Consider the following 24,920-nt stretch of genomic DNA (forward strand, 5'->3'; position numbering starts at 1 on the left):
GTTGATAGGCCAGATCTGGAAGCCCGGTAACGGGTGGAGGTGACTGGTACTAATAGGCCGAGGGCTTGTCCTCAGTTGCTCGCGTCCACTGTGTTTGTTCTCAGATAACGAACAGTTGTGTCGGCTGAACAGCTGCACCACTTAATTGAAGAGTGTGCTTGTTCGCTGCCTTGTTCGGGAACCCGTTTCCTTGAAACGGGACACTGATAGGGTTTCGGTGGTCATAGCGTGAGGGAAACGCCCGGTTACATTCCGAACCCGGAAGCTAAGCCTCAAAGCGCCGATGGTACTGCAGGGGGGACCCTGTGGGAGAGTAGGACGCCGCCGAACAATTTTTAGAGGACCCCTGGTCCCAGCACACACGCTGGGACCAGGGGTCCTTTTTGTTTTGTCGAAGCGCGCCGGCTACCCGGCTGCGCGAGAATGACTGCGGTACCGAAGACAGGAGTCACCCATGTCCACCAACTCTCCCGACGAGCGACCGGAACGCGACCAGCGACGCCGGGACAGTGGTGACCGGGACCGGGACCGGGGCGGATACCGAGGCGGACCGCGACGCGACAACGACCGCGGCGGCTACGCGCCTCGCCGGGACGACCGCGATCGCGGTGGCGACCGGGACCGTGGCGGCGACCGCGACCGTGGTCCCCGCCGTGACGGTGACCGTCCCCCCTTCCCTCGCGATGACCGCGGTGGCGACAACCGTGGCGGCGGCTTCCGCCGTGACGACAGCCGTGGCGGTGGCGGTTACCGCCCGCGTGACGATCGCGACCGTGGCCCCCGTCGTGATGGCGACCGTCCCCCCTTCCGTCGCGATGACCGCCGTGACGACAACCGGCGGGACGACCGTCGTGACAACGACCGCGGTGGATACCGTCCCCGCGATGACCGTCGTGACGACCGCCGCGATGACAGCCGTGGTGGCGGCTACCGTCGTGACGACCGTGGTGGCGACAGCCGTGGTGGCGGCTACCGTCGTGACGACCGTGGTGGCGACAGCCGTGGTGGCGGCTACCGTCGCGATGACCGTGGTGGCGACAGCCGTGGTGGCGGCTTCCGGCGTGACGACCGTGGTGGCGACAGCCGTGGTGGCGGCTTCCGGCGTGACGACCGTGGTGGCGACAGCCGTGGTGGTGGGTTCCGTCGCGATGACCGTGGTGGCGACAGCCGCGGTGGCGGTTACCGCCCGCGTGACGACCGTGACCGTGGACCGCGTCGTGACGGTGACCGTCCCGGTGGCGATCGCCCGGCCTTCCGGCGTGACGACCGCGGTGGAGACAGCCGTGGTGGCGGCTTCCGTCGCGACGACCGGCGTGATGATCGCGGTGGTGACAGCCGTGGTGGCGGTTACCGCCCGCGTGACGACCGTGACCGTGGACCGCGTCGTGATGGCGACCGTCCCGGTGGCGATCGCCCGGCCTTCCGGCGTGACGAGCGTCGCGACACCGATCGCGGTGGATACCGTCCCCGTGACGACCGGCGCGATGACCGTCGTGACGACCGCCGCGACGACAGCCGTGGTGGCGGCTTCCGTCGCGACGACCGGCGTGATGACCGGCGTGATGACAGCCGTGGTGGTGGCTTCCGTCGTGATGACAGCCGCGGTGGTGGGTACCGTCCGCGTGACGACCGCGACCGTGGGCCGCGCCGCGACGACCGTGGTGGGCGCCCCGGCGGGTTCCGTGGGCGAGACGACCGTGGGGGCGACGACCGCCGTGGTGGCGGGCGCTACCGCGACGAGCGTGACCGCGACCGCGAGCCCATCCGCCGGCTGCCGATCCCCGAGGACGTCACCGGCGACGAGATCGACAAGGACGTACGGCAGGAGCTCCAGAGCCTGCCGAAGGGCCTGGCCGAGGACGTCGCCAAGAACCTGGTGATGGTGGCCAAGCTGATCGACGAGGACCCCGAGCAGGCGTACGAGTACTCGAAGATCGCCCTGCGGCTCGCCTCCAGGGTCGCCGCCGTGCGCGAGGCCGCCGGCTTCGCCGCGTACGCGAACCAGAAGTACAGCGAGGCGCTCGCCGAGTTCCGCGCCGCCCGGCGCATGACCGGCAACGTCGAGCTGTGGCCCGTCATGGCGGACTGCGAGCGCGGTCTCGGGCGGCCCGAGAAGGCTCTCGACATGGCCGGTGCGCCCGAGGTGGCCAAGCTGGACAAGGCCGGACAGGTCGAGATGCGGCTCGTGGCGGCCGGTGCCCGGCGTGACATGGACCAGCTCGACGCGGCCATCGTGACGCTGCAGAGCCCCGAGCTCGCCTCGAACTCCGTACAGCCGTGGACCGCGCGTCTGCGGTACGCGTACGCCGACGCGCTGCTCGCGGCCGGTCGTAAGGACGAGGCGCGCGAGTGGTTCGCGAAGGCCGTCGAGTCCGACCGGGACGCCGGCACCGACGCGTCCGACCGGCTCGCCGAGATCGACGGGGTCGAGTTCGTCGACGCATTCGAGGACGAGTCCGACGAGGCGCCCGCCGCACCCGCGGGGCCCAAGGCTCCTGCGGGTGACGACGACGAGCCCTGGGTCGAGGACGACGAGGACGTCGAAGAGTTCTACGACGAGGATGACGAGGAGTTCGAGCCCGAGGACGACAAGGGCTGAGCTCGGCGCTGTGAGCGGCCGGCCGACGGCCGCGCATGACGCAGCATGACGAACGGGCGGGATCCCAGCGATGGGGTCCCGCCCGTTCGTCGTATGCGCCTACGGCCTACGCGCGCGTGGCTCGCGGTCAGTCCGCGAGCGTGCGCAGCACCAGACCGGTCGCCGGCTTCGGGCCGAACGACGTCGACTTGCGGGGCATCGTCACGCCCTGCCGTGCCAGGTCGCGGACCACTTCCTCGCGGACCGGGTGCATGAGGACCGCCGTGCCGCCGTCGCGTTCGGCCTTCGCGACCGTGGCCGCCGCGTCATGGATGTACGCGATGTGCTCCGGCGCGTCCTCGGGGATGCCCCAGACGTGGTCAAGGAGCGTGGAGTGCAGGACCGTCGCGTCGAGGGTGCGCCAGGCCTCCGGGCGGTCGGCCGGGATCGTGCGGGCCAGGAGGTCCGGGGACGGGGCGTCCGCGAGGTGGAAGGAGCCGGCGCCGGCGAGGAGGAACGCGTTGCCGTGGGCGGCCGCGTCGGCGAGGGCGTCCAGGGCGTGCGACAGCGGGCCGGGGACCTCACGCAGGCGGAAGGAGTCCTTCAGGGCGGCCAGGGCGTCCGGGACCGCGAGGCGGTGCAGGAGGCGATGGATGGCGCGGACGCGCAACGGGTAGCGGGCCGTGTCCACGAGGAGGACCAGGCCGAAGTCCCACGGGGAGGGGGACGGCTGTTCGGAGCGCAGGCGCAGATACGTCGCCCAGCGGTGGTGGCCGTCCGCGATCAGGGCCTGGTGGCGGGCGAGGTCCGCGCGGATCTCCGCCAGCTCGGCCGGCTCGGTGACCGACCACATGCGGTGGCCGAAGCCGTCCTCCGTGGTCGTCGCGAGAAGCGGGGGGCGCTTGACCGTGCGTTCGACGACCGCGGTCGTGCCGGTCGCGTTGCCCTCGCTGCGGTAGGTGAGGAGCAGGGGTTCGAGGTTGGCGGCCGTGGCGCGCATCAGGCCCGCGCGGTCGGCGACCACGTGCGGCATGACGTCCTCGTGGGGCAGGACGACCCCTTCGGACGGCTCGGACAGGCGCAGGGCACCGATGACGCCGCGCTGGAGGTGGTCGCCGTCGCGCTGCTCGTAGACGTACAGCGCGGGGGTCTCGTCGGGGGCCAGGACGCCCTCGGACAGCCAGTGGCGCAGGGTGTCGGCCGCGAGGGCGTTGCGGGTGTCCGGGGAGACGGCCTGCGGGAGGATCAGGCGGACGATGTTGTGCGGGTCCGCGGATTCCAGGTGGTGCAGGCCGTCGGGGCGTACGACCACGTCGTACGGCGGTGACGTCACGGCGGCGAGGCTGCCCACGCGCTCGGGGACGTACCGCACACCCCTGAACGGGATCAGGTCGAGGCCGTCGCCGTCCGTCGGACCTGGGGGACCTGCAGTGTTCATTGCTGCATCGTATGTGTGTCAGTGGCATGAGCGATGATCGGGGGAGTGGGATCGAACGAGGAGCGATGTGTAATGAGCCAGACCGTCAGGACGCGGCCCGAAGGCAGTGAGCGGGCGCTCAACGAGGCGTACGACACGGCGCTGCTCGACCTCGACGGGGTGGTGTACGCGGGCGGTGACGCCATCGCGCACGCGTCCGAGTCGCTCGCCGTGGCACGCGGGGCGGGCATGGGGCTCGCGTACGTCACGAACAACGCGCTGCGTACGCCGGACGCGGTGGCCGAGCATCTGACGGAGCTGGGGATTCCGACCGACGCGGCGGACGTCATCACGTCGGCGCAGGCCGTGGCGCGCCTGATCAGTGAGCAAGTGCCGGACGGGTCACGGGTGTTGGTGATCGGCGGGGAGGGGCTGCGGGTCGCGCTGAGAGAGCGCGGGCTCGAGCCGGTGGACTCGGCCGACGACGAGCCGGTGGCGGTGGTGCAGGGGTATGGCGGGCCCGACATGGCCTGGGGGCGGTTCGCGGAGGCCTGTTACGCGATCGCACATGGTGTGCCGTGGTTCGCGTCCAATACGGACCTGACCATTCCGAGCGCGCGCGGCATCGCTCCGGGCAACGGCGCGGCGGTCGAGGTCGTCCGAATCGCGACGGGTGCGCAGCCGCAGGTGGCCGGGAAGCCGTTGCCTCCGATGCACCGCGAGACGATCCTGCGGACCGGCGCCGAGCGGCCGTTGGTGATCGGCGACCGCCTCGACACGGACATCGAGGGCGCGTTCAACGGGGAGGTGGACTCGCTGCTCGTCCTGACCGGCGTCACCGACGGCGCGCAGCTGCTCGCCGCGCCGCCCCAGCACCGGCCCACGTATGTCGACGCCGACCTGCGGGGCCTGCTCGCCGGGCAGCCGGATGTCGTGGCGCAGGGGGACGGCTTCGCGTGCGGGGGCTGGGTCGCGACCGCGCGGGACGAGCATCTCGAGCTGGAGGGGGACGGCGAGGCGGTCGACGGGCTGCGTGCCCTGTGCGCGGCGGCGTGGACGGCGGCCGGGGACGGGACCTGCGGGCTCGACGGGGCGAAGGCGCTGGCGCGGCTGGGGGTTTGAGGTGGCGGGGGCGGGGAGGCGTGCCGGTGGGTCCGGCATTTCCCACGCTCCCGCTTGCCTGCTTCCCCGCTTACCTGCCTCCTCGCTTCCCCGCGCAGCTCCCGTCGGCAGCGATGCCGGTAGCGACCTCGAAGTGGGCAGGGAGGGTAGGCTAACCTAACCTCGTGTTGGTCGACAGTCCCCCCGAACAGCGCGCGGACACCGCCGCCGCGCCCCCGAACCGCTGGGCGATACGTACGGTCGGGCTCCTCGGAGCCGTCGTCGTACTGCTCGTGCTCCTGGTCGCGAGCATCGCGATCGGGGCGAAACCCCTGTCCGTGGACCAGGTGTGGCACGGCCTGTTCGACGACACCGGGACGTTCAGCGACGTCGTGGTCGGCGAGCGGCTCGCGCGTACGCTGCTCGGGCTCCTCGCCGGTGTCGCGCTCGGACTCTCCGGCGCGGTCCTCCAGGCGCTGACCCGTAACCCGCTGGCGGACCCCGGACTCCTCGGCATCAACATGGGCGCCTCGGCGGCCGTCGTCACCGCCATCAGCTTCTTCGGCGTCAGCTCGCTGACGGGCTATGTGTGGTTCGCCTTCCTCGGGGCCGCGGCCGTGGGCGTTCTCGTCTACGTCCTCGGGGGGACCCGCAGCGCGACGCCGGTGCGGCTCGCGCTCGCCGGGACCGCCGTCAGCGCCGCGCTCTACGGCTATCTCCAGGCCGTGATGATCATGGACAACGCGGCGCTCGGCAAGATGCGCTTCTGGACGGTGGGTTCGCTCGTCTCCGCCGACATGTCGACGATCCGGCAGGTGCTGCCGTTCATCGCCGTCGGTACGGTGCTCGCCCTCGCGCTCGCGCGCCCGCTCAACGCCATGGCGATGGGCGATGACACGGCCCGTGCCCTCGGCGCGAACCTGAACAGGACCCGCGCGCTGTCCATGGCGGCCGCCACGCTGCTGTGCGGCGCCGCGACCGCCGCCTGCGGACCCATCGTGTTCGTCGGTCTCATGGTGCCGCACGTCGTGCGCTCCTTCACCGGCCCCGACCTGCGCTGGATCCTGCCGTTCTCGGCCGTCCTGTCGCCCGTACTGCTGCTCGGCGCCGACATCGCCGGCCGGCTCGTGGCACGGCCCGCCGAGATCCAGGTCGGCATCGTCACCGCGATCATCGGCGGCCCGGTCTTCATCTACCTCGTGCGCCGGCGGAAGGTCACCCAGCTGTGAAGGCGATCCGTACCCGCGGCGGTATCTCCCTGCGCCTCGACATCCGCGCGTTCGTCGTCGTCCTCGCGCTGCTGTGCGCCGCGCTCGCCGCGAGCGTCGCGCTGATCGGCACCGGCGACTTCCCCATCTCCGCCGCCGACGTGATCCGTACGCTGCTCGGCAACGGTGACGCGGGGCAGGAGTTCATCGTCAACGACCTGCGGCTGCCCAGGGTCCTCGTGGGCCTCCTCGTGGGCGCGGCGCTCGCGCTCGGCGGCGCGCTCTTCCAGGCCATCTCCCGTAATCCGCTGGGCAGTCCGGACATTCTGGGCCTCGGCCAGGGTTCCACGGCCGGTGCGCTCGTCATGATCGTGCTGTTCTCGGGGGGAGCCGCCCAGGTCGCGCTCGGGGCACTCGTCGGCGGTCTGGTGACCGGGTTCGGCATCTATCTGCTCGCCTGGAAGCGCGGCGTGCACGGATACCGGCTCGTCCTGGTCGGCATCGGAATGTCCGCCATCATGACGGCGGTCAACGGCTATCTGCTGACCAGGGCCGACATCGTCGACGCCGCCCGCGCGACGGTCTGGATGACGGGATCCCTCGACGGCCGCGACTGGAAACAGGTCTGGCCCCTGCTCGCCCTGTGCGCCGTCCTCGTACCCGTGGTCCTCACGTACGCGCGTCCACTGCGCATGCTGGAGATGGGCGACGACGCGGCGAACGCGCTCGGGGTGCGGGTCGAGCGGACGCGGCTCGTCCTGCTCGTGGCCGCCGTGCTGCTCACCGCCGCGGCCACCGCCGCCGCGGGACCCGTCGGATTCGTCGCGCTGACCGCCCCCCAGCTGGCCCGGCGGCTGACCCGCTCGCCCGGCCCGAACGTCGTGGCGTCCATGTGCATGGGCGCGGCCCTGCTCGTCACCGCGGACTGGATCTCGCAGCGCGCCTTCGGCGCCGGCCAGCTGCCCGTCGGAGTGGTCACCGGAGTCGTCGGCGGTGTCTATCTGCTGTGGCTCCTGGTCTCCGAGCGGAAGGCCGGCCGGATATGAGCGACAGCAACCCCAGCCAGAGCAACAAGCGGAGGAGTACCACCGTGAACCGACTGTCCGCCGAGAACGTCACCCTGGGCTACGACCAGCGTGTGATCGCGTCGGAGCTCTCGGTCGAGATCCCCGACAACTCCTTCACCGTGATCGTCGGCCCGAACGCCTGTGGCAAGTCCACGCTGCTGCGCGCGCTGTCGCGGATGCTGAAGCCCTCGGCGGGCCGGGTGCTCCTCGACGGGCAGGCCATCCAGTCGATGCCGGCGAAGAAGGTGGCGCGCACGCTCGGGCTCCTGCCCCAGTCGTCGATCGCGCCCGACGGCATCACCGTAGGCGACCTCGTCTCCCGCGGCCGCTACCCCCACCAGGGCCTGCTGCGCCAGTGGTCCAGCGAGGACGAGCGGATCGTGCGGGAGTCGATGGTCTCCACCGGAGTCGCCGAACTGGCCGATCGCTTTGTCGACGAACTGTCCGGCGGCCAGCGCCAGCGCGTATGGATCGCGATGGCGCTCGCCCAGCAGACCCCGCTGCTCCTCCTCGACGAGCCGACCACGTATCTCGACATCCAGCACCAGATCGACGTGCTCGACCTCTGCGCGGAGCTGCACGAGGAGCAGGGACGCACGCTGGTCGCGGTCCTGCACGACCTCAACCACGCGGCCCGCTACGCCACCCACCTGATCGCCCTGCGCGGCGGCGAGGTCATCGCCGAGGGAGCGCCGGGCGACATCGTCACCGCGGACCTCGTCGAGCGGCTCTTCGGGATGAAGTGCCAGGTCATCGACGATCCGGAGACCGGTACCCCGCTGGTGGTGCCGGCCGCGCGGAAGGCCGGGAAGCGTCGGGTGCGGGACGCGGAGGCACCCGCGAAGGCGGTGGCTAAAGCAGCGTCCTGAGCCGCAGCAGGTCGCGGAAGCCGGCCTCCAGCCTGATCCGGCCGGAGGCCCAGGCCTTCGCGAAGTTCAGCCTGCCGTCGACCATCGCGACCAGGTCGTCGCCGGTCATCGCGAGCCGGATCTGCGCCCGGTCGGGCGGCGGCCCGCCGACCGTGTCGAGCACCTCGATCCGGCCGTTCTCGAGCCGGCCCGTGAACGTGATCTTGAGGTCCGTGACATGGCAGCTCAGAGAGCGGTCGAGCGCAGCAGCGCTGCGTACCCCGCCCTCCGCGCCCGCCAGATTGTCCGAGAGTGTGTCGAGTGCGGCACGGCACTCCTGCGTCGTCGCCATCGCGGTCGACCGTACCCCAGTGCTACGGGGTAGCGTCGTGGCATGAACGACTCTCATCCGGACCCCGACCAGGTGCCGGACCAGGCGGCCGGGGCCCAGGAGGCCCAGGAGGAACCGTCGTACGAGCCTGCGCCCCCGGCCCTCCTCGGGGTCCCGCGCACCCCCACCGGGAACGCGGACGTGGACGCCGGGCTCGACCGGCTCGCCGACGTCGACCACCTCACCGCCGACGGACACATCGAGGTGTACGAGGATGTACACAGGGGCCTGCGTGACGCGCTGACCGCGCTGGACGCACGCCCCGAGCCCTCACCCTTGAACCGACACAGGAGCTGAACCGAACGTGGCAGGAGTGGCACGACGCCGCCTCGACGCCGAGCTCGTCCGCCGGAAGCTCGCCCGCTCGCGCGAGCACGCGAGCCAGCTGATCGCCGCGGGGCGCGTCACGGTCGGCAGGACCACCGCGACCAAGCCCGCCACGCAGGTGGAGACAGCCGCCGCGATCGTGGTCACGCAGGACGACAGCGACCCCGACTACGTCTCGCGCGGCGGCCACAAACTCGCGGGGGCGCTCGCGGCCTTCGTGCCGCAGGGGCTCGCCGTCGAGGGACGCCGCGCGCTCGACGCGGGGGCGTCCACGGGCGGGTTCACGGACGTCCTGCTGAGGGCCGGCGTCGCCCATGTCGTCGCCGTCGACGTCGGGTACGGACAGCTCGCCTGGTCGCTGCAGAGCGATGAACGCGTCACCGTCAAGGACCGTACGAACGTACGCGAGTTGACGCTGGAGGCGATCGATGGAAAACCCGTGGACCTGGTCGTCGGAGACCTGTCCTTCATCCCGCTCGGCCTGGTGCTGCCCGCCCTCGCGCGGTGCGCGGCGCCCGACGCGGACCTGGTGCTCATGGTGAAGCCGCAGTTCGAGATCGGCAAGGAGCGGCTCGGCAGCGGCGGTGTCGTGCGGAGCCCGGAACTGCGGGCCGAGACGGTGCGCACGGTGGCCCGGCAGGCGTTCGAACTCGGCCTCGGCGTACGGGGTGTGACGGCGAGCCCGCTGCCCGGGCCGTCCGGAAACGTCGAGTATTTTCTGTGGCTCCGCGCCGGTGCGCCCGAACTCGACCCGGCGGACGTTGACCGTGCAGTGGCGGAGGGGCCGCGTTGACACAGACTCGAGCTCGTACTGTTTTCCTGCTCGCGCACACCGGGCGGCCCGCCGCCATCCGGAGTGCCGAACTCGTCGTCGAGGGGCTGCTGCGCTGCGGCATCGGCGTCCGAGTCCTGGAGTCGGAGGCGGCGGACCTGCCCCTCCCGGCGTCCGTGGAGCTCGTGAAGGAGGCGACTCCGGAGTGCCTCGACGCCTGTGAGCTGCTCGTCGTCCTCGGCGGCGACGGGACGCTGCTGCGCGGCGCCGAGTTCGCCCGCGCCTCCGGCGTTCCGATGCTCGGGGTGAACCTCGGCCGCGTCGGCTTCCTCGCCGAGGCCGAGCGCGACGACCTCGACAAGGTCGTCGACCGCGTCGTCACCAAGGCGTACGAGGTCGAGGAGCGCATGACGATCGACGTCGTCGTGCACAGCAACGGCGATGTCGTGCACCGCGACTGGGCGCTCAACGAGGCCGCCGTGCAGAAGATGTCGGCCGAGCGGATGCTCGAGGTCGTCCTGGAGATCGACGGGCGTCCCGTCACCGGCTTCGGCTGCGACGGCATCGTGTGCGCGACGCCCACCGGCTCCACGGCCTACGCGTTCTCCGCCGGCGGGCCCGTCGTGTGGCCCGAGGTCGAGGCGCTCCTCATGGTGCCGATCAGCGCGCACGCCCTGTTCGCCAAGCCGCTGGTGACGTCGCCGGAGTCGGTGCTCGCCGTCGAGGTGCAGCACCACACTCCGCACGGCGTGCTGTGGTGCGACGGGCGGCGGACCGTGGAACTGCCCGCGGGGGCGCGCGTCGAGGTACGGCGCGGGGCGGTGCCGGTGCGGCTCGCACGGCTGCACCACGCCTCGTTCACGGATCGGCTTGTCGCCAAGTTCGCGCTGCCCGTCTCCGGCTGGCGCGGCAAGCCCCACTGAGGGCGCCCGGCGGCGGCGCGGGCAGCCCGGGCCGTTCCGGTACGCCCTCGCGGGTGACAAGGGGCGACAAAAGGGCCGGGCGGAGCCGCTCACGACCTGCGAATTCGGCCCGTGGGCCGGGAAGCGGGGCAGGGCCCGTCGCACACATGGCCCCCGACCTCGTAAGGTCGTGTCCGTGTTGGAGGAGATGCGGATACGGTCGCTCGGAGTCATCGACGACGCGGTGGTCGAGCTGTCGCCGGGATTCACCGCCGTGACGGGCGAGACCGGTGCGGGCAAGACGATGGTGGTCACCAGCCTCGGCCTGCTGCTCGGCGGGCGCGCGGACCCAGCCCTCGTAAGGATCGGCGCCAAGGCGGCGGTCGTCGAGGGCCGGATCACCGTGCCCGAGGGCACCGCGGCCATCGTGCGTGCCCAGGAGGCGGGCGCCGAGCTCGACGACGGTGCGCTGCTCATCAGTCGTACCGTCTCGGCGGAGGGGCGCTCACGGGCGCATCTCGGCGGGCGTTCGGTGCCGGTGGGCATGCTGACCGAGCTCGCCGACGAGCTCGTCGCCGTGCACGGCCAGACCGACCAGCAGGGGCTGCTCAAGCTGTCCCGGCAGCGGGGGGCCCTCGACCGGTACGCGGGAGACGCGGTCGCCGTGCCGCTCACCAAGTACCAGGCCGCGTACCGTCGGCTCCGGGCCGTCAGCGCCGAGCTCGACACCATCGTCACCCGCGCGCGTGAACGCGCTCAGGAAGCCGATCTGCTGCGTTTCGGACTCGACGAGATCGCGGCCGTCGAGCCGCGCGCCGGCGAGGACGTCGAGCTGGCGGCGGAGGCCGAGCGGCTCGGTCACGCGGAGGCGCTCGCCTCGGCTGCCTCCGCCGCGCACGCCGCGCTCGCGGGCAACCCCGAGGACCCCGAGGGCGTCGACGCCACCACCCTCGTGGGCGGCGCGAACCGGGCGCTCGACGCCGTACGTTCGCACGACCCGGCCCTGTCCGCGCTCGCCGACCGGATCGGCGAGATCGGCATCCTCCTGTCCGACGTGGCGGGAGAACTCGCCGGATATGCCGACGACCTCGACGCCGACCCGCTGCGGCTCGCCGCGGTCGAGGAGCGGCGGGCGGCGCTGACGCAGCTGACGCGCAAGTACGGCGGGGCCGGCGGGGGTACGGACGAGGTGCTCGCCTGGGCCGAGCAGGGCTCCGCGCGGCTGCTCGAACTCGACGGCGACGACGACCGGGTCGGTGAGCTGACCGCCGAGCGGGACGGGCTCCGCGGTGAACTGGGCGCCCTGGCACAGGCGTTGACGGACTCCCGCACGGAAGCGGCGTCACGCTTCGCCGCGGCCGTCACGCAGGAGCTGGCCTCGCTCGCCATGCCCCACGCGCGCGTGTCCTTCGACATCCGCCGCACCGACGACCCGGACGGCGTCGAGCTCGACGGGCGCACGGTCGCGTACGGCCCCTCCGGCGTGGACGAGGTCGAGCTGCTGCTCGCCCCGCACCCCGGCGCCCCGCCGCGGCCGATCGCCAAGGGGGCCTCGGGCGGTGAGCTGTCCCGCGTGATGCTCGCCGTGGAGGTCGTGTTCGCCGGGACCGATCCCGTGCCCACGTATCTGTTCGACGAGGTCGACGCGGGCGTCGGCGGCAAGGCCGCCGTGGAGATCGGCAGGCGTCTCGCCAAGCTCGCCAAGTCGGCACAGGTCGTGGTCGTCACGCACCTTCCGCAGGTGGCGGCGTTCGCCGACCGGCAGCTCCTCGTCGAGAAGACGAACGACGGGACCGTGACCCGGTCCGGCGTCACCGTCCTCGAGGGCGAGGACCGGATCCGCGAACTGTCCCGGATGCTGGCGGGCCAGGAGGACTCCGAGACGGCGCGCGCGCACGCGGAGGAACTGCTCGCCACCGCCCGAGCGGACGCGTGACCGCCCATGGAAAAGCGTGTGATGGGCCGGTTCGCGGCCCTCGCGGCCGGTGCGGTCGTGGCCCGGGCCGGGTTTGCGGCGCTGCGGCGGGCCAGGCCGGGTGGGCCGGGCCTGTGGGAGCGGACGAACTTCGCGGGCCGGGCCGTCGACCTGTGTGCCGGGCCGGCCGTCGTGGCCGGGGCCGTCGCCGGTGCGGCCGCGGCCACCTCGGGCCGGGATCGCCGGGCCGCGGTCCTGGCCGTGCTCGCCGCCGGGGCGTGCGGCGCGTACGACGACGTGGCGGGTGCCGGTGATCCGCGCAGCGGGTTCCGGGCCCATCTGTCGGCGCTGCGTGACGGTGAACTGACCAGCGGGGCCGTGAAGTTGATCGGTATCTCCGCCTCGGGGATCGTCGCGGGTTCGCTGCTCGAGGAACGGATCGTGGACAAGGCGCTCGCCGGTGTCGTGATCGCCGGCGCGGCGCACTTCGTGAACCTGGTGGACGTACGGCCCGGGCGGGCGGCCGCGGCCGTGCTCGCGCTCGGGGCGCCCGGACTGCTGAAGGGGGCCATCGCCGCGGCCCCCATGGGCGCGGTGGCCGCAGTCCTGCCGGAGGACCTCGACGGGCGCACCATGATCGGTGACACCGGCGCACACGCCCTGGGCGCGGCGCTCGGCGTCGCCGTCGTCGCGGGGAACGGGCGCGCCGGACTCCTCGCACACGCGGCCGGACTGGTCCTCGCCGCGGCATACGGGGACAAAGTGACCGCAATGGCCCGCGGGGCGGAGCGAGTTCGACACGCCTGAATTCACGCGTGTGAGTGATCCCGTACGACGTGTTGCCCACTCCGACACGGTGGGGACTCCGGGCCGGTGCCGGAACGCCCGTACGGGCTGGCATCCTTGGCCCAGACCGTTACGGCGCGACATCCCGCGCGTCCCGCACCGACCGACCCAGGAGTCCCGGCCACGTGAGTCACGTGAGCAGCCAGCCAGCGCACGGCCAGTCACCGCTGCGCACCGTGCAAGTGCTCGGCGGCGGCAGCGCCGGAAGCAGTACGCACGTCAGGTCGCTGGCCGCCGGACTCGTCGCCAGAGGAGTACGCGTCACCGTGTGCGCACCCGTCGAGGTCGCACACGTCTACGGCTTCGCGGATGTCGGCGCGCAGCACGTCACCGTGCCCCGCAGCAGCGACCCCGGCTCCGTCGCGGCGCTCCGGGTCGCCTGCGCCGACGCAGACCTCGTCCACGCGCACGGGCTGCACGCCGCGCTGCGGGCCTCCCTCGCACTCAGCGGCAGGACCACGCCCCTCGTCGTCACCTGGCACACCCGCTCCCACGCCGAGGGCGCCCGCGCCCATCTGCTGCGTCTGCTCGAACGGCGCGTGGCCAGGGCAGCGTCCGTGGTCCTCGGCACCTCGTCGGACCTCGTCGAGCGGGCCCGCGTCCGCGGCGCCCGCGACGCACGGCTGGCCGCGGTCGCCTTCCCGGCGCCGCGCCGCCCCGACGCATCGGAAGCCGCGCCGGTGACCGGACCCGAGGGGCCCGAGGACCCGGAGGGTCTGCGGCACAAGTCACGGGCCGAACTCGGCGCTGTGGACCGGCCGTTGCTGATGGCCGTCGGCAGCCTCGTGAAACACCGCGGGTACGGGACGCTGCTGGACGCCGCGCGCACCTGGCGCCGTCTCGACCCGGTGCCGCTGCTCGTCATCGCGGGCGAGGGGCCGGAGCGGGGCGCGCTCCAGCGCCGCATCGAGAGCGAGCAGCTGCCGGTACGACTCGTGGGGCGCCGTGACGACGTCTCCGAGCTGCTCGCGTCCGCCGATGTGGCTCTGCTGACCAGCAGTTGGGAGTCGCGGTCGATCCTCGCGCAGGAGGCGCTCCACGCGCGCGTGCCGCTCGTCGCGACCGATGTCGGCGGCATCCCCGAACTCGTCGGCGACGCCGCGGAACTCGTCCCTTACGGTGACGCACGCGTCCTCGCCGACACCGTCACCCGCCTCCTGTCCGACCCCGCGCGCCGCGACCAGCTCAGGGAGCGCGGCGCCGTACAGGCGGCGTCGTGGCCGACGGAGGACGAGACGGTGGCCCAAGTACTCAGCGTGTACGACGAGTTGACGGGCGCACGGGCGTAGGCCGACCTGCGGCGGGCCCTGGCGGCACGCTCACCCCACATGCCTGCGCGCCCGCAGCGCGAGGCTCAACGCGAGCACCGTCTGCGGGTCGTCGAGGTCCGTGCCGAGCAACTCGCTGATGCGGGCGAGGCGGTTGTACAGCGTCTGGCGGTTCAGATGGAGTTCGCGGGCCGTCTCCGCCTTGCGGCCCGCGTGCGCCAGATACGTCTGGAGCGTGGGGAGCAGCGGGGGCTTGGCGCGGCGGTCGTGGGCCTGAAGGGGGCCGATCGCGCGCTCCACGAACGCCGCCAGGTCCGGATGGTCCCGCAGCCGCCACAGCAGCAGGTCGATGTCGAGGCGCCGCGCGTCGTACCAGGGCCGGTCCGACAGACCCTGCGCCGCCGTGGCCGTCTCGGCCGCGTGCCGCAGGCCGGCCGCTGCCGCGGCCCAGCCGCCCGCGCCGCCGACCACGACGACCGGCGGCTGCGTCCCGGCGCGCTGCATGCCCGCCCGCTCGACCCCCGCCCGCAGCGCCGCGGCCACCCGGTCCGCGACCGCCGTGCGCTCCGAGTCCGACCGCAGCCCGAGCAGCAGGGGAACGCGCCCCTCGACGGGCCGTACGCCGAGCAGGACCGGAACGCCCACCGCGGCCAGCTCCTCGGCGACCGCCCGGGCGAGGACCGCCCAGCCGCCGCCGGGGGAGAGGCCCACCGAGCCCACCGACGCCTCGGGCAGCCGCATCACGACCGGAAGCAGCGGCCCCTGTCCACCCGGCTTGAACCCGAGGACGCGCGCCTGCGCCGGGGCGTCGTCCGGCGTGATCCGGCCCTCCGCGAGATCCGTGAGGAAGTCACCGCGGCCGCGCGCCGCCAGCTCCTCCTCCTGGCGGGCCTGCATCAGCACGACGGCGAGGCTGCTCGCCGCCCGTTCCGCCGCGATCCGGTGCACGGGCGCCAGCGGTGCCGCGACCGGCAGCAGGACGAGGCGTGCCCGCACGGACGCGGTGCCGGGCCCGGCGCCCGGCACGTCGACGAGCACGGCTGAGGCGGGAGGCTCGTCCCGGTCGGCGGGCTTGCCGCGCATCCCCTCCCACACCTGGAGCGGGTCGGCGACCTCGGGATCACCCCCGGCCGCGTACAGGAGCTGCCCGTCGGCCGTCTCCAGGAACACCGGATTTCCGCTGAACTCCGCGAGGATGCGCAGGACTTGGGGCACTCCGCCGCCGCCGAGCAGGGCCTCGGTGCAGCGCCGGTGGACCTCCTCGGCGCGCTGGAGGAGCGCGTAGTGTCCGTTGACGATCTCGGTGTGGACCTCCTCGGTGACCGTCACGAAGGGCACCTCGCGGTGCAGCTGCACCAGGGGGAGGCCGGCCGTGCGCGCGGTCTCCACGAGCGCGGCCGGCAGCCGTGCGAACCGCTGGCCCAGCTCGATGACGAGGGCAGAGATGCCGCGGTCGGCGAGCTTGCGGACGAAGGCACGCTGCTCGGCGGGGCGCGTGCCGATGCCGAACCCGGTGGTCAGGAGCAGTTCGCCGCCCTTGAGGAGCGAGGCGATGTTGGGCACCTCGCCGGCGTGCACCCAGCGCACCGTGCGCTGCAGCCGGTCCGCGCCCGCCACCACTTCCGGGAGCCCGCTGCGCAGACCCGGCAGTTCCAGGGCCCGCTGCACGGTGATGCCGCCCTGGGTGCCGGGCGCGCTGCTGTGGGGGGCCTGAGTGTCCATGGTGCGGACGCTACCTGCGCGCACGTTCCTGGAAAACCTCCGGCCACCAGGCAGGACGCGCTGACGCCGCCGGCGGCGCGTCCGCAGGGGGGACGCGCCGCCGGAAAGGTGATCAGGGAGCCGAGCCCCCTAGCCCCCGTACGCCCCCGAGGCCGTCAGCCGCAGTGCCGTGTCGATCAGCGGCACGTGGCTGAACGCCTGCGGGAAGTTGCCGACCTGGCGCTGCAGACGCGAGTCCCACTCCTCGGCGAGCAGCCCCAGGTCGTTGCGCAGCGACAGGAGCTTCTCGAAGAGCGTGCGGGCCTCGTCCACGCGGCCGATCATCGCCAGGTCGTCGGCCATCCAGAACGAGCAGGCGAGGAACGCGCCCTCGTCGCCCTCCAGGCCGTCGACGCCCGCGTCGTCGCCCGTGGTCGGGTACCGCAGGATGAAACCGTCCGGCGTCGAGAGCTCCCGCTGGATCGCCTCGATCGTGCCGATGACGCGCTTGTCGTCGGGCGGCAGGAAGCCCATCTGCGGGATCAGGAGCAGCGAGGCGTCCAGCTCCTTCGAGCCGTACGACTGGGTGAACGTGTTGCGTTCCTTGTCGTAGCCCCGCTCGCACACGTCCCGGTGGATGTCGTCACGCAGCCTGCGCCACTTCTCCAGCGGCCCGTCCGCGTCACCCGACTCGATCAGCTTGATCGTGCGGTCCACGGCGACCCACGCCATCACCTTCGAGTGAACGAAGTGCCGGCGCGGCCCGCGTACCTCCCAGATGCCCTCGTCCGGCTCGTCCCAGTGCTTCTCCAGGTAGCGGATCAGCTTGAGCTGGAGCAGGGACGCGTAGTCGTTGCGGGTCAGGCCCGTCATGTGCGCCAGGTGCAGCGCCTCGGTGACCTCGCCGTAGACGTCCAGCTGGAGCTGGTGCGCCGCGCCGTTGCCGACCCGTACCGGCGCCGAGTTCTCGTAGCCGGGCAGCCAGTCGAGCTCCGCCTCGCCCAGCTCACGCTCGCCCGCGATCCCGTACATGATCTGCAGGTTCTCGGGGTCGCCCGCGACCGCGCGCAGCAGCCAGTCCCGCCAGGCGCGGGCCTCTTCGCGGTAGCCGGTGCGCAGCATGGACGAGAGGGTGATCGCAGCGTCGCGCAGCCAGGTGTAGCGGTAGTCCCAGTTGCGGACACCGCCGATCTCCTCGGGCAGCGACGTCGTCGGCGCGGCGACGATGCCGCCGGTCGGCGCGTATGTCAGTGCCTTCAGCGTGATCAGCGAACGGACCACAGCCTCGCGGTAGGGCCCGTGGTACGTACAGTGCTCGACCCACTCGCCCCAGAACTCCTCCGTCGCCTCAAGTGACCCCTCGGGGTCGGGGAGGGCCGGAGGCTTCTGGTGCGAGGGTTGCCACGAGAGGGTGAACGCGATCCGGTCACCCGGCGCCACCGTGAAGTCCGAGTACGTCGTCAGGTTCTTGCCGTACGTCTCCGTGGATGTGTCGAGCCACACGGAGTCGGGGCCCGCGACCGCGACCGTGCGGCCGTCGACCTTGTGCACCCACGGCACGATCCGCCCGTACGAGAAACGCATGCGCAGCGCCGAGCGCATCGGGACGCGGCCGCTGATGCCCTCCACGATCCGGATCAGCTGCGGTGCGCCGTCACGCGGCGGCATGAAATCGGTCACTCGGACCGTGCCGCGGGGGGTGTCCCACTCGGATTCGAGGATCAGTGAATCGCCGCGGTACGTCCGGCGCGCCGCGGTCGGCGGTTCGGCCCCCGCGGCGTGCGCCGGTCCCAGCCGCCAGAAGCCGTGTTCCTCCGTGCCCAGCAGGCCGGCGAAAATGGCATGCGAGTCGAAGCGTGGGAGGCACAGCCAGTCGACTGTTCCGTCCCGGCAGACCAGGGCAGCGGTCTGCATGTCTCCGATGAGTGCGTAGTCCTCGATGCGCCCGGCCACGTGCATCTCCAGTCGAACGGCCACGTACGCCCCCGGAAGGGCGATCGCTCTGCGGTCTCTGCGGTCAAGGGTTCGTGTTGGTGCGTCGTCGTGAAAACGAACTGACGAGCTCTTGTTCCGGGAGTAACGGGCGGGGGTAGTGCCGTTTGCCGGCCTGGCTCGGCAGCGAGTGTCCGAGCAGGATACGACGCAGCGCAGTGATCCGCGCGCCCGTCCCGGCAACCGAGGTGGGCCGAAAGGGTGAGCGGTGGGTGAGGCTCCGGTGATGCTGTGGTGAGGCATGTGCGGAGCGTGGCCGGAAGCGGCCTCGCCCACTCGCTGTTACCCTGGTAGCCCGTGGACCGGTGCGCTTCTGCAAGCAGTCGAAGCCCCCGAACCGCAGCGACGGCACCCCCGGAAATCTCCGGACCAGGCAAGCCGGTACGCATTCCAGACCGCGACCACGGGAGCCCCCTCTTGGCCATGACGCCCAAATCCACGACGACCAAGCACATCTTCGTCACCGGGGGTGTCGCCTCCTCCCTCGGCAAGGGCCTGACAGCCTCCAGCCTGGGTGCGCTCCTCAAGGCGCGTGGTCTGCGGGTCACGATGCAAAAGCTCGACCCGTACCTGAACGTCGACCCCGGCACGATGAACCCCTTCCAGCACGGTGAGGTGTTCGTCACCAACGACGGCGCCGAGACCGACCTGGACATCGGCCACTACGAGCGTTTCCTCGACGTGGATCTGGACGGCACGGCCAACGTCACCACCGGCCAGGTCTACTCCCAGGTGATCGCCAAGGAACGGCGCGGCGAGTACCTCGGCGACACCGTCCAGGTCATCCCGCACATCACGAACGAGATCAAGCACCGCATCCGCCGCATGGCCACGGACGACGTCGACGTCGTGATCACCGAGGTCGGCGGCACGGTCGGTGACATCGAGTCCCTGCCGTTCCTGGAGACCGTCCGCCAGGTCCGCCACGAGGTCGGCCGCGACAACGTCTTCGTCGTGCACATCTCGCTGCTGCCCTACATCGGTCCCTCCGGCGAGCTGAAGACCAAGCCGACCCAGCACTCGGTCGCCGCCCTGCGCAACATCGGTATCCAGCCGGACGCGATCGTCCTGCGCGCCGACCGCGAGGTGCCCACCGCGATCAAGCGCAAGATCTCGCTGATGTGCGACGTCGACGAGGCGGCCGTCGTCGCGGCCATCGACGCCCCGTCGATCTACGACATCCCGAAGGTCCTGCACACCGAGGGCCTGGACGCCTATGTCGTGCGCAAGCTGGACCTGCCGTTCCGTGACGTGGACTGGACGACCTGGGACGACCTGCTCGACCGCGTCCACAACCCCGACCACGAGATCGTCATGGCGCTCGTGGGCAAGTACATCGACCTGCCCGACGCCTACCTGTCGGTGACCGAGGCGCTGCGTGCCGGCGGCTTCGCCAACAAGGCCCGCGTCAAGATCAAGTGGGTCACCTCCGACGACTGCAAGACCGCGGCCGGCGCCAAGAAGCAGCTCGGCGACGTGGACGCGATCTGCATCCCCGGAGGCTTCGGCGACCGCGGCGTGTCCGGCAAGGTCGGCGCGATCCAGTACGCCCGCGAGAACAAGATCCCGTTGCTCGGCCTCTGCCTCGGCCTGCAGTGCATCGTGATCGAGGCCGCGCGGAACCTGGCCGACATCCCCGACGCGAACTCCACCGAGTTCGACGCCGCCACCGCCCACCCGGTCATCTCCACGATGGCCGAGCAGCTCGACATCGTCGCCGGTGAGGGCGACATGGGCGGCACCATGCGCCTGGGCATGTACCCGGCGAAGCTCGCCGAGGGCTCCATCGCGCGTGAGGTGTACGACGGCAAGGAGTACGTCGAGGAGCGCCACCGTCACCGCTACGAGGTGAACAACTCCTACCGCGCCGAGCTGGAGAAGAAGGCCGGTCTGCAGTTCTCCGGCACGTCGCCGGACGGCAAGCTCGTCGAGTACGTGGAGTACCCGCGCGAGGTGCACCCTTATCTGGTCGCGACCCAGGCGCACCCCGAGCTCCGCTCCCGCCCGACCCGCCCGCACCCGCTCTTCGCGGGCCTCGTGAAGGCGGCCGTCGAGCGCAAGACCGGCGGCGCGGCGAACGGCAAGAAGGCCAAGTAAGCCATGTAGGACAAGGGTTGTACGGTTGCCGGGGTGCGTGCCTTTTGGGGTGCGTGCCCCGGTTTCTTATTTATGCGCATAGGAGGACCTGTCGACATGACGACGATCAAGGACACCGCCGAGGAGTGGGAGGTCCGGGCGACCGCGACTCCCTTCGTCGGGAACAAGACCTCTGTGCGCACCGACGACGTGGTCATGCCCGACGGCTCGGTCGTCCGCCGCGACTACCAGGTCCACCCCGGCTCCGTCGCCGTCCTCGCCCTCGACGACCACGGCCGCGTCCTGATCCTCAAGCAGTACCGCCACCCCGTGCGGCACAAGCTCTGGGAGATCCCGGCCGGACTGCTCGACATCCCCGGCGAGAACCCGCTGCACGCCGCCCAGCGCGAGCTCTACGAGGAGGCGCACGTCAAGGCCGAGGACTGGCGCGTCCTCACCGACGTCTACACGACCCCCGGCGGCTGCTCCGAGGCCGTTCGCGTCTTCCTGGCCCGCGACCTGTCCGAGGCGGAGGGCGAGCGCTTCGAGGTGGAGGACGAGGAGGCCGACATGGAGCTGGCCCGCGTCCCCCTGGAGGAACTCGTACGCGGCGTGCTGGCCGGCGAGCTGCACAACAACTGCCTGGTGGTGGGGGCGCTCGCGCTGACCGCTGCGCTGGGCGGGAGCGGAGTGGAGTCGCTGCGGCCCGCCGAGGCGCCGTGGCCTGCGCGTCCGTTCGAGGCGTAGCCGCAGGTCGTCGGTGGCTGGGGTTCTGGGGGCTGCCGCCCCCAGGCCCCCGCTTCCGCCCTTCGGGCTCGTCCTCAAGCGCCGGACGGGCTGAAATGGCAAACGCCGGACGGCCCGAAAGACTGGTCCTACGATCCGTTGATCCGATCAGGGGACTTCCCCGTGCCGCCCGCCCGAGAACCCCGTTCGCCCTGAACTAGGCTCTGAAAGCGTCCCGCCCGAACCTCCGGCGGGTTCGGCACAGGTGGACGGAGCGTGGCCCGTGACGGATCAGGCGGTCGAACCGAAGGACGGACTGAAGGGCAGTCAGTTCCTGGGCCGCAGCCGTGAGTTGAAGGAACTGCGCGCCGACATCGAGCGCGCGGGACTCGACACGATCGCCGGACGCAAAGCGCCACGCGCGCGCGTGCTGCTCATCGCGGGCCGCCCCGGATCCGGTCGCACCGCGCTCGCCGAGGAACTCCTGAGCCAGGTCGCCGCCGGCTACCCGGACGGCATCCTGCGGACCCGCCTCACCGCCCCGGACGGCACCCGGGTCCCCACCGAACGCACCGCGCGCGAACTCCTCGACAGCCTCGACCTCCCGGCGCCCCCCGGCGAGGGCGAGGACGACCTCGCCGAGCGGCTGCGCGAAGGACTCTCCGTACGCCGGGCCGTGCTGTTCCTCGACGACGCGGCGGACGCCGAACAGGTCGACCCGCTGCTCCCGGAATCCCCTGACTGCCTGGTCGTCGCCGTGTCCGAGGGGCCGCTGACCGGAATCTCCGACGTGCGGCCGTGCACGCTCGGCGGCCTCGACACGAAATCCGCCCTCGAGCTGCTCGGCCGGCACACCGGATCGGTCCGCATCACCGTCGACCCGCGCTCCGCGGAGTCCCTCGTCGAGGAGTGCGGGTCCCAGCCCGCGGCGCTGATGCTGGCGGGCGGCTGGCTCGCCGTACGTCCCAAGGAGGCCGTGGCGGACCTGGCCAAGCAGCTGCACGCCCTGGCCGACGAGGGGCCCGCGCTCGCCCGCGTCTTCCAGCACGCCTACGCGTCCCTGCCGGTGCCCGCCGCCCGGATACTGCGCTACCTGTCCCTCGCCCCCGAGGGCCATGTCGACCCGCACACCGCGTCCGCGCTGGCCGGCTGCTCCGTCTCCGCCGCCCAGACCACCCTCGACGACTTCACCGTGCTGGGCCTGGTCGGGCGGATCGGCTCCGAGCTGCCGCAGTACGAGGTGCCCGGCTGCCTGATGCCGCTGCTGCGGGATCTGACCGAGGCCCACGACCGGCCCGGCGAGGTGCAGCTCGCCCGCGCCCGGATGCTGGAGCGCACGGTGCGCCTGCTCCAGTCCTGCCGCGCGATCACCGAACCGGAAGGCTCGCCCGCCCGCAAGAAACTCGCGGGGCTGCCCCGCGCCCTGCGCTTCCCCAGTCCCGCCGCGGGCGCCGAGTGGCTGCGGGCCCGGCGGCCCGCGCTCCTGGCCGCCGCCCGCCTCGCCGTCTCCGACGGGGAGCTCGACACCCTGGCCAGGCGCCTGATGGCGGCCCTGACGCGGGCCCTGGCCGCCCACGTCGGCGCCGAGGCCGCCGCCCCCGACCTCTACGGCATCCACCGCCTCGTCCTCGACGTCGCCGAGCGCAGGAAGCTGCCCCGCGAGAAGGCCGCGGCCCTCCTGAACCTCGCCGACCTCGACGCGCGGACCGGCCGCACCCGGGACGCGCTCACCCGCTACCGGGCCGCTCTGGACGCCGCACGCGAAGCCAGGGACCCGTACGCGACCGGCCGCGCGATGGAATCCGTAGGCGGCACGTACCAGGAGCTGGGGGACTGGCACCGGGCCGCCGACTGGTACGGGCGCGCCCTCGCCCAGCGGCTCACCCGCGGCGAGCGCGCCGACGCCGCGCGGCTGCACGGACGCATCGGCACGGTGAACACGTACGCGGGCCGCTACGGCGACGCGCTGCGCAGCTGGCGCTCGGCCGCCGCCGGGTACCGCAAGGAGGGTGATGTCGCGGCTCAGGCGCGGGCGTTGAGCGAGATGGCGCGTGTCCAGGAGTACGCGGGCCGGCCCGAGGAGTCGCTGCGCACCTGCCATGAAGCGGTCGAGTGGGCGCGCCAGGCCAAGGACGTGCGACTGCAGGCCGCGCTGCAGCTCCGCCTGGCCGACACGCTCGACCGGCTCGGCGACCCCGCGGCCGCCAAACTGCACCGTGGTGCGGCCGAGCGCATGCTGGGAGAGGAGCTGCCGATCGAAGGAATGACCCCAGAACAGGGCGCTGACACCTACGAAATCCGCAGTGCATCCAAAGAAGATTGATGCTTTGAAAGGCTAGACAGCTAGAAATCCTTCATTAGACTGGCTCCGCCGCGTACTTCCGTGGTGTCTCCCGGTGCGCCCCCTAACGCGCTGGTATGTAGTGCATTGCCCGAGAAATCCCTGAGCCAAGGACCGTGATCGACGATGAAGGTCGGCATCCCCCGCGAGGTCAAGAACAACGAGTTCCGGGTGGCCATCACCCCCGCCGGTGTGCACGAGCTCGTGCGCAACGGCCACCAGGTCTTCGTCGAGCAGAACGCCGGTGTCGGCTCCTCGATCACGGACGACGAGTACGTCTCGGCCGGTGCGCAGATCCTCGGCACCGCCGACGAGGTCTGGGCCACCGCTGACCTGCTCCTGAAGGTCAAGGAGCCGATCGCGGAGGAGTACCACCGCCTGCGCAAGGACCAGACGCTCTTCACCTACCTGCACCTCGCCGCCTCCAAGGAGTGCACGGACGCGCTCCTCGAGTCCGGCACCACCGCCATCGCGTACGAGACGGTCGAGACCCCGAACCGCGCGCTCCCGCTGCTCGCCCCGATGTCCGAGGTCGCGGGCCGCCTGGCCCCGCAGGTCGGCGCCTACCACCTGATGGCCGCCAACGGCGGTCGCGGTGTCCTGCCGGGCGGTGTCCCGGGCGTGCTCGCCGCCAGGGCCGTCGTCATCGGCGGCGGCGTCTCCGGCTGGAACGCCGCGCAGATCGCCATCGGCATGGGCTTCCACGTGACCCTGCTCGACCGCGACATCAACAAGCTCAAGGAAGCCGACAAGATCTTCGGTACGAAGATCCAGACCGTCGTCTCCAACGCCTTCGAGCTCGAGAAGGCGTGCCTCGAGGCCGACCTCGTCATCGGTGCCGTCCTCATCCCGGGCGCCAAGGCCCCGAAGCTGGTCACCAACGAGCTCGTCTCCCGCATGAAGCCGGGAAGTGTCCTTGTCGACATTGCGATCGACCAGGGCGGCTGCTTCGAGGACTCGCACCCGACGACGCACGCCGAGCCGACCTTCCCGGTCCACAACTCGGTCTTCTACTGCGTCGCGAACATGCCCGGCGCCGTGCCCAACACGTCGACGTACGCGCTGACGAACGCCACGCTGCCGTACATCGTCGAGCTCGCGAACCGCGGCTGGGTCGAGGCGCTGCGCCGCGACCCGGCGCTCGCCCTGGGCCTCAACACCCATGACGGCAAGGTTGTTTACCGCGAGGTCGCCGAGTCCCACGGCCTCGAGTACACCGAGCTGGAGTCCCTGCTCGGCTGACGCCGACGACTCATCGACCGCTTCCGTCAACGGAAGTCGTCAATCTCACGCCTGCGGCCGGACCTTGTGAGGGGTCCGGCCGTATGCGTATCACTTACGCATCAATGCGGACTTGGTCAACTCGCCTCGAACGTAACCCTTTAACCGATTCGCGCACCCGCGAAACGCTTCGAACCGACGCCGTGCACCCTTGACACAAGGG

Annotated in this window: 20 protein-coding genes and 1 rRNA gene; 17 read left to right on the forward strand and 4 right to left on the reverse strand. The window is 71.8% G+C overall.

The window, feature by feature from the left end; translation table 11 throughout:
* Positions 1-213 precede the first annotated feature (213 nt).
* The 3 genes from rrf to ACWIGU_RS34105 all read left to right on the forward strand — a co-directional run bounded on the left by rrf (position 214) and on the right by ACWIGU_RS34105 (position 2,599).
* A 5S ribosomal RNA gene (gene rrf, locus ACWIGU_RS34095) occupies positions 214-330 on the forward strand.
* 182 nt (positions 331-512) lie between these two features.
* The gene (locus ACWIGU_RS34100; protein WP_454405759.1) at positions 513-1,880 is read left to right on the forward strand and encodes a hypothetical protein; all 1,368 of its coding nucleotides are present in this window, start codon (positions 513-515) and stop codon (positions 1,878-1,880) included.
* Positions 1,772-2,599: a hypothetical protein gene (locus tag ACWIGU_RS34105; RefSeq protein WP_454405744.1), complete on the forward strand. Its 828-nt coding sequence runs from the start codon at positions 1,772-1,774 to the stop codon at positions 2,597-2,599. Before ACWIGU_RS34100 ends, ACWIGU_RS34105 begins: the two co-directional genes overlap by 109 nt.
* Positions 2,600-2,726: 127 nt before the next feature.
* Here ACWIGU_RS34105 and ACWIGU_RS34110 read toward each other — a convergent pair whose 3' ends face one another.
* A complete protein-coding gene (locus tag ACWIGU_RS34110) occupies positions 2,727-4,016 on the reverse strand; it encodes a DUF1015 domain-containing protein (protein WP_454405550.1) in 1,290 nt (429 codons plus the stop codon).
* A gap of 72 nt (positions 4,017-4,088) precedes the next feature.
* Between ACWIGU_RS34110 and ACWIGU_RS34115 the strand changes: the two genes are divergently transcribed.
* The 4 genes from ACWIGU_RS34115 to ACWIGU_RS34130 all read left to right on the forward strand — a co-directional run bounded on the left by ACWIGU_RS34115 (position 4,089) and on the right by ACWIGU_RS34130 (position 8,240).
* Complete coding sequence (locus ACWIGU_RS34115; RefSeq protein WP_454405551.1) at positions 4,089-5,117, forward strand: HAD hydrolase-like protein; 1,029 nt, start codon at positions 4,089-4,091, stop codon at positions 5,115-5,117.
* 164 nt (positions 5,118-5,281) lie between these two features.
* Positions 5,282-6,325, forward strand: a complete 1,044-nt coding sequence (locus ACWIGU_RS34120) for a FecCD family ABC transporter permease (protein ID WP_454405552.1) — start codon at positions 5,282-5,284, stop codon at positions 6,323-6,325.
* Positions 6,322-7,350 carry a FecCD family ABC transporter permease gene (locus ACWIGU_RS34125; RefSeq protein WP_454405553.1) on the forward strand — a complete coding sequence of 343 codons (1,029 nt, stop codon included), beginning with the start codon at positions 6,322-6,324 and terminating at the stop codon, positions 7,348-7,350. The genes ACWIGU_RS34120 and ACWIGU_RS34125 overlap by 4 nt, the downstream gene beginning before the upstream one ends.
* A complete protein-coding gene (locus ACWIGU_RS34130; RefSeq protein ID WP_454405554.1) occupies positions 7,347-8,240 on the forward strand; it encodes an ABC transporter ATP-binding protein in 894 nt (297 codons plus the stop codon). The genes ACWIGU_RS34125 and ACWIGU_RS34130 overlap by 4 nt, the downstream gene beginning before the upstream one ends.
* Here the strand turns inward: ACWIGU_RS34130 and ACWIGU_RS34135 are convergent.
* Positions 8,224-8,571, reverse strand: a complete 348-nt coding sequence (locus tag ACWIGU_RS34135) for an SCP2 sterol-binding domain-containing protein (RefSeq protein WP_356286140.1) — start codon at positions 8,569-8,571, stop codon at positions 8,224-8,226. The two genes, ACWIGU_RS34130 and ACWIGU_RS34135, sit on opposite strands and share 17 nt — an antisense overlap.
* Positions 8,572-8,613: 42 nt before the next feature.
* Here ACWIGU_RS34135 and ACWIGU_RS34140 point away from each other — a divergent pair, with 42 nt between their 5' ends.
* The 6 genes from ACWIGU_RS34140 to ACWIGU_RS34165 all read left to right on the forward strand — a co-directional run bounded on the left by ACWIGU_RS34140 (position 8,614) and on the right by ACWIGU_RS34165 (position 14,661).
* A complete protein-coding gene (locus ACWIGU_RS34140; RefSeq protein WP_454405555.1) occupies positions 8,614-8,907 on the forward strand; it encodes a hypothetical protein in 294 nt (97 codons plus the stop codon).
* A gap of 7 nt (positions 8,908-8,914) precedes the next feature.
* Positions 8,915-9,730: a TlyA family RNA methyltransferase gene (locus tag ACWIGU_RS34145; protein ID WP_326776458.1), complete on the forward strand. Its 816-nt coding sequence runs from the start codon at positions 8,915-8,917 to the stop codon at positions 9,728-9,730.
* Positions 9,727-10,632: an NAD kinase gene (locus ACWIGU_RS34150; RefSeq protein WP_454405556.1), complete on the forward strand. Its 906-nt coding sequence runs from the start codon at positions 9,727-9,729 to the stop codon at positions 10,630-10,632. The genes ACWIGU_RS34145 and ACWIGU_RS34150 overlap by 4 nt, the downstream gene beginning before the upstream one ends.
* 187 nt (positions 10,633-10,819) lie before the next feature.
* Positions 10,820-12,547 (forward strand): DNA repair protein RecN, encoded by a 1,728-nt coding sequence (gene recN / locus ACWIGU_RS34155; RefSeq protein ID WP_454405745.1) that lies wholly within the window; start codon positions 10,820-10,822, stop codon positions 12,545-12,547.
* Positions 12,548-12,553: 6 nt separating this feature from the next.
* Positions 12,554-13,333, forward strand: a complete 780-nt coding sequence (locus ACWIGU_RS34160; protein ID WP_454405557.1) for a hypothetical protein — start codon at positions 12,554-12,556, stop codon at positions 13,331-13,333.
* Between the two features lie 164 nt (positions 13,334-13,497).
* The gene (locus tag ACWIGU_RS34165; protein ID WP_454405558.1) at positions 13,498-14,661 is read left to right on the forward strand and encodes a glycosyltransferase family 4 protein; all 1,164 of its coding nucleotides are present in this window, start codon (positions 13,498-13,500) and stop codon (positions 14,659-14,661) included.
* A gap of 30 nt (positions 14,662-14,691) precedes the next feature.
* On the opposite strand, the gene ACWIGU_RS34170 is transcribed toward ACWIGU_RS34165, so the two are convergent.
* Both ACWIGU_RS34170 and ACWIGU_RS34175 read right to left on the reverse strand, forming a co-directional pair.
* Complete coding sequence (locus ACWIGU_RS34170; RefSeq protein WP_454405559.1) at positions 14,692-16,362, reverse strand: PucR family transcriptional regulator; 1,671 nt, start codon at positions 16,360-16,362, stop codon at positions 14,692-14,694.
* Positions 16,363-16,491: 129 nt separating this feature from the next.
* Entirely contained in the window at positions 16,492-18,300 is a 1,809-nt protein-coding gene (locus ACWIGU_RS34175; RefSeq protein ID WP_454405746.1) for a glycoside hydrolase family 15 protein, read from the reverse strand.
* A 456-nt stretch (positions 18,301-18,756) separates the two neighbouring features.
* On the opposite strand from ACWIGU_RS34175, the gene ACWIGU_RS34180 reads away from it, so the two are divergent.
* The 4 genes from ACWIGU_RS34180 (at position 18,757) to ald (ending at position 24,718) form a co-directional block, all read left to right on the forward strand.
* Positions 18,757-20,430: a CTP synthase gene (locus ACWIGU_RS34180; RefSeq protein ID WP_329574715.1), complete on the forward strand. Its 1,674-nt coding sequence runs from the start codon at positions 18,757-18,759 to the stop codon at positions 20,428-20,430.
* 96 nt (positions 20,431-20,526) lie between these two features.
* Complete coding sequence (locus tag ACWIGU_RS34185) at positions 20,527-21,156, forward strand: NUDIX domain-containing protein (protein ID WP_454405560.1); 630 nt, start codon at positions 20,527-20,529, stop codon at positions 21,154-21,156.
* Between the two features lie 262 nt (positions 21,157-21,418).
* Positions 21,419-23,458 (forward strand): tetratricopeptide repeat protein, encoded by a 2,040-nt coding sequence (locus ACWIGU_RS34190; protein ID WP_454405561.1) that lies wholly within the window; start codon positions 21,419-21,421, stop codon positions 23,456-23,458.
* A gap of 144 nt (positions 23,459-23,602) precedes the next feature.
* A complete protein-coding gene (gene ald / locus ACWIGU_RS34195; protein WP_116502891.1) occupies positions 23,603-24,718 on the forward strand; it encodes an alanine dehydrogenase in 1,116 nt (371 codons plus the stop codon).
* The last annotated feature ends 202 nt before the right edge of the window (positions 24,719-24,920 follow it).

It is taken from the genome of Streptomyces sp. NPDC055400 (assembly GCF_053644375.1).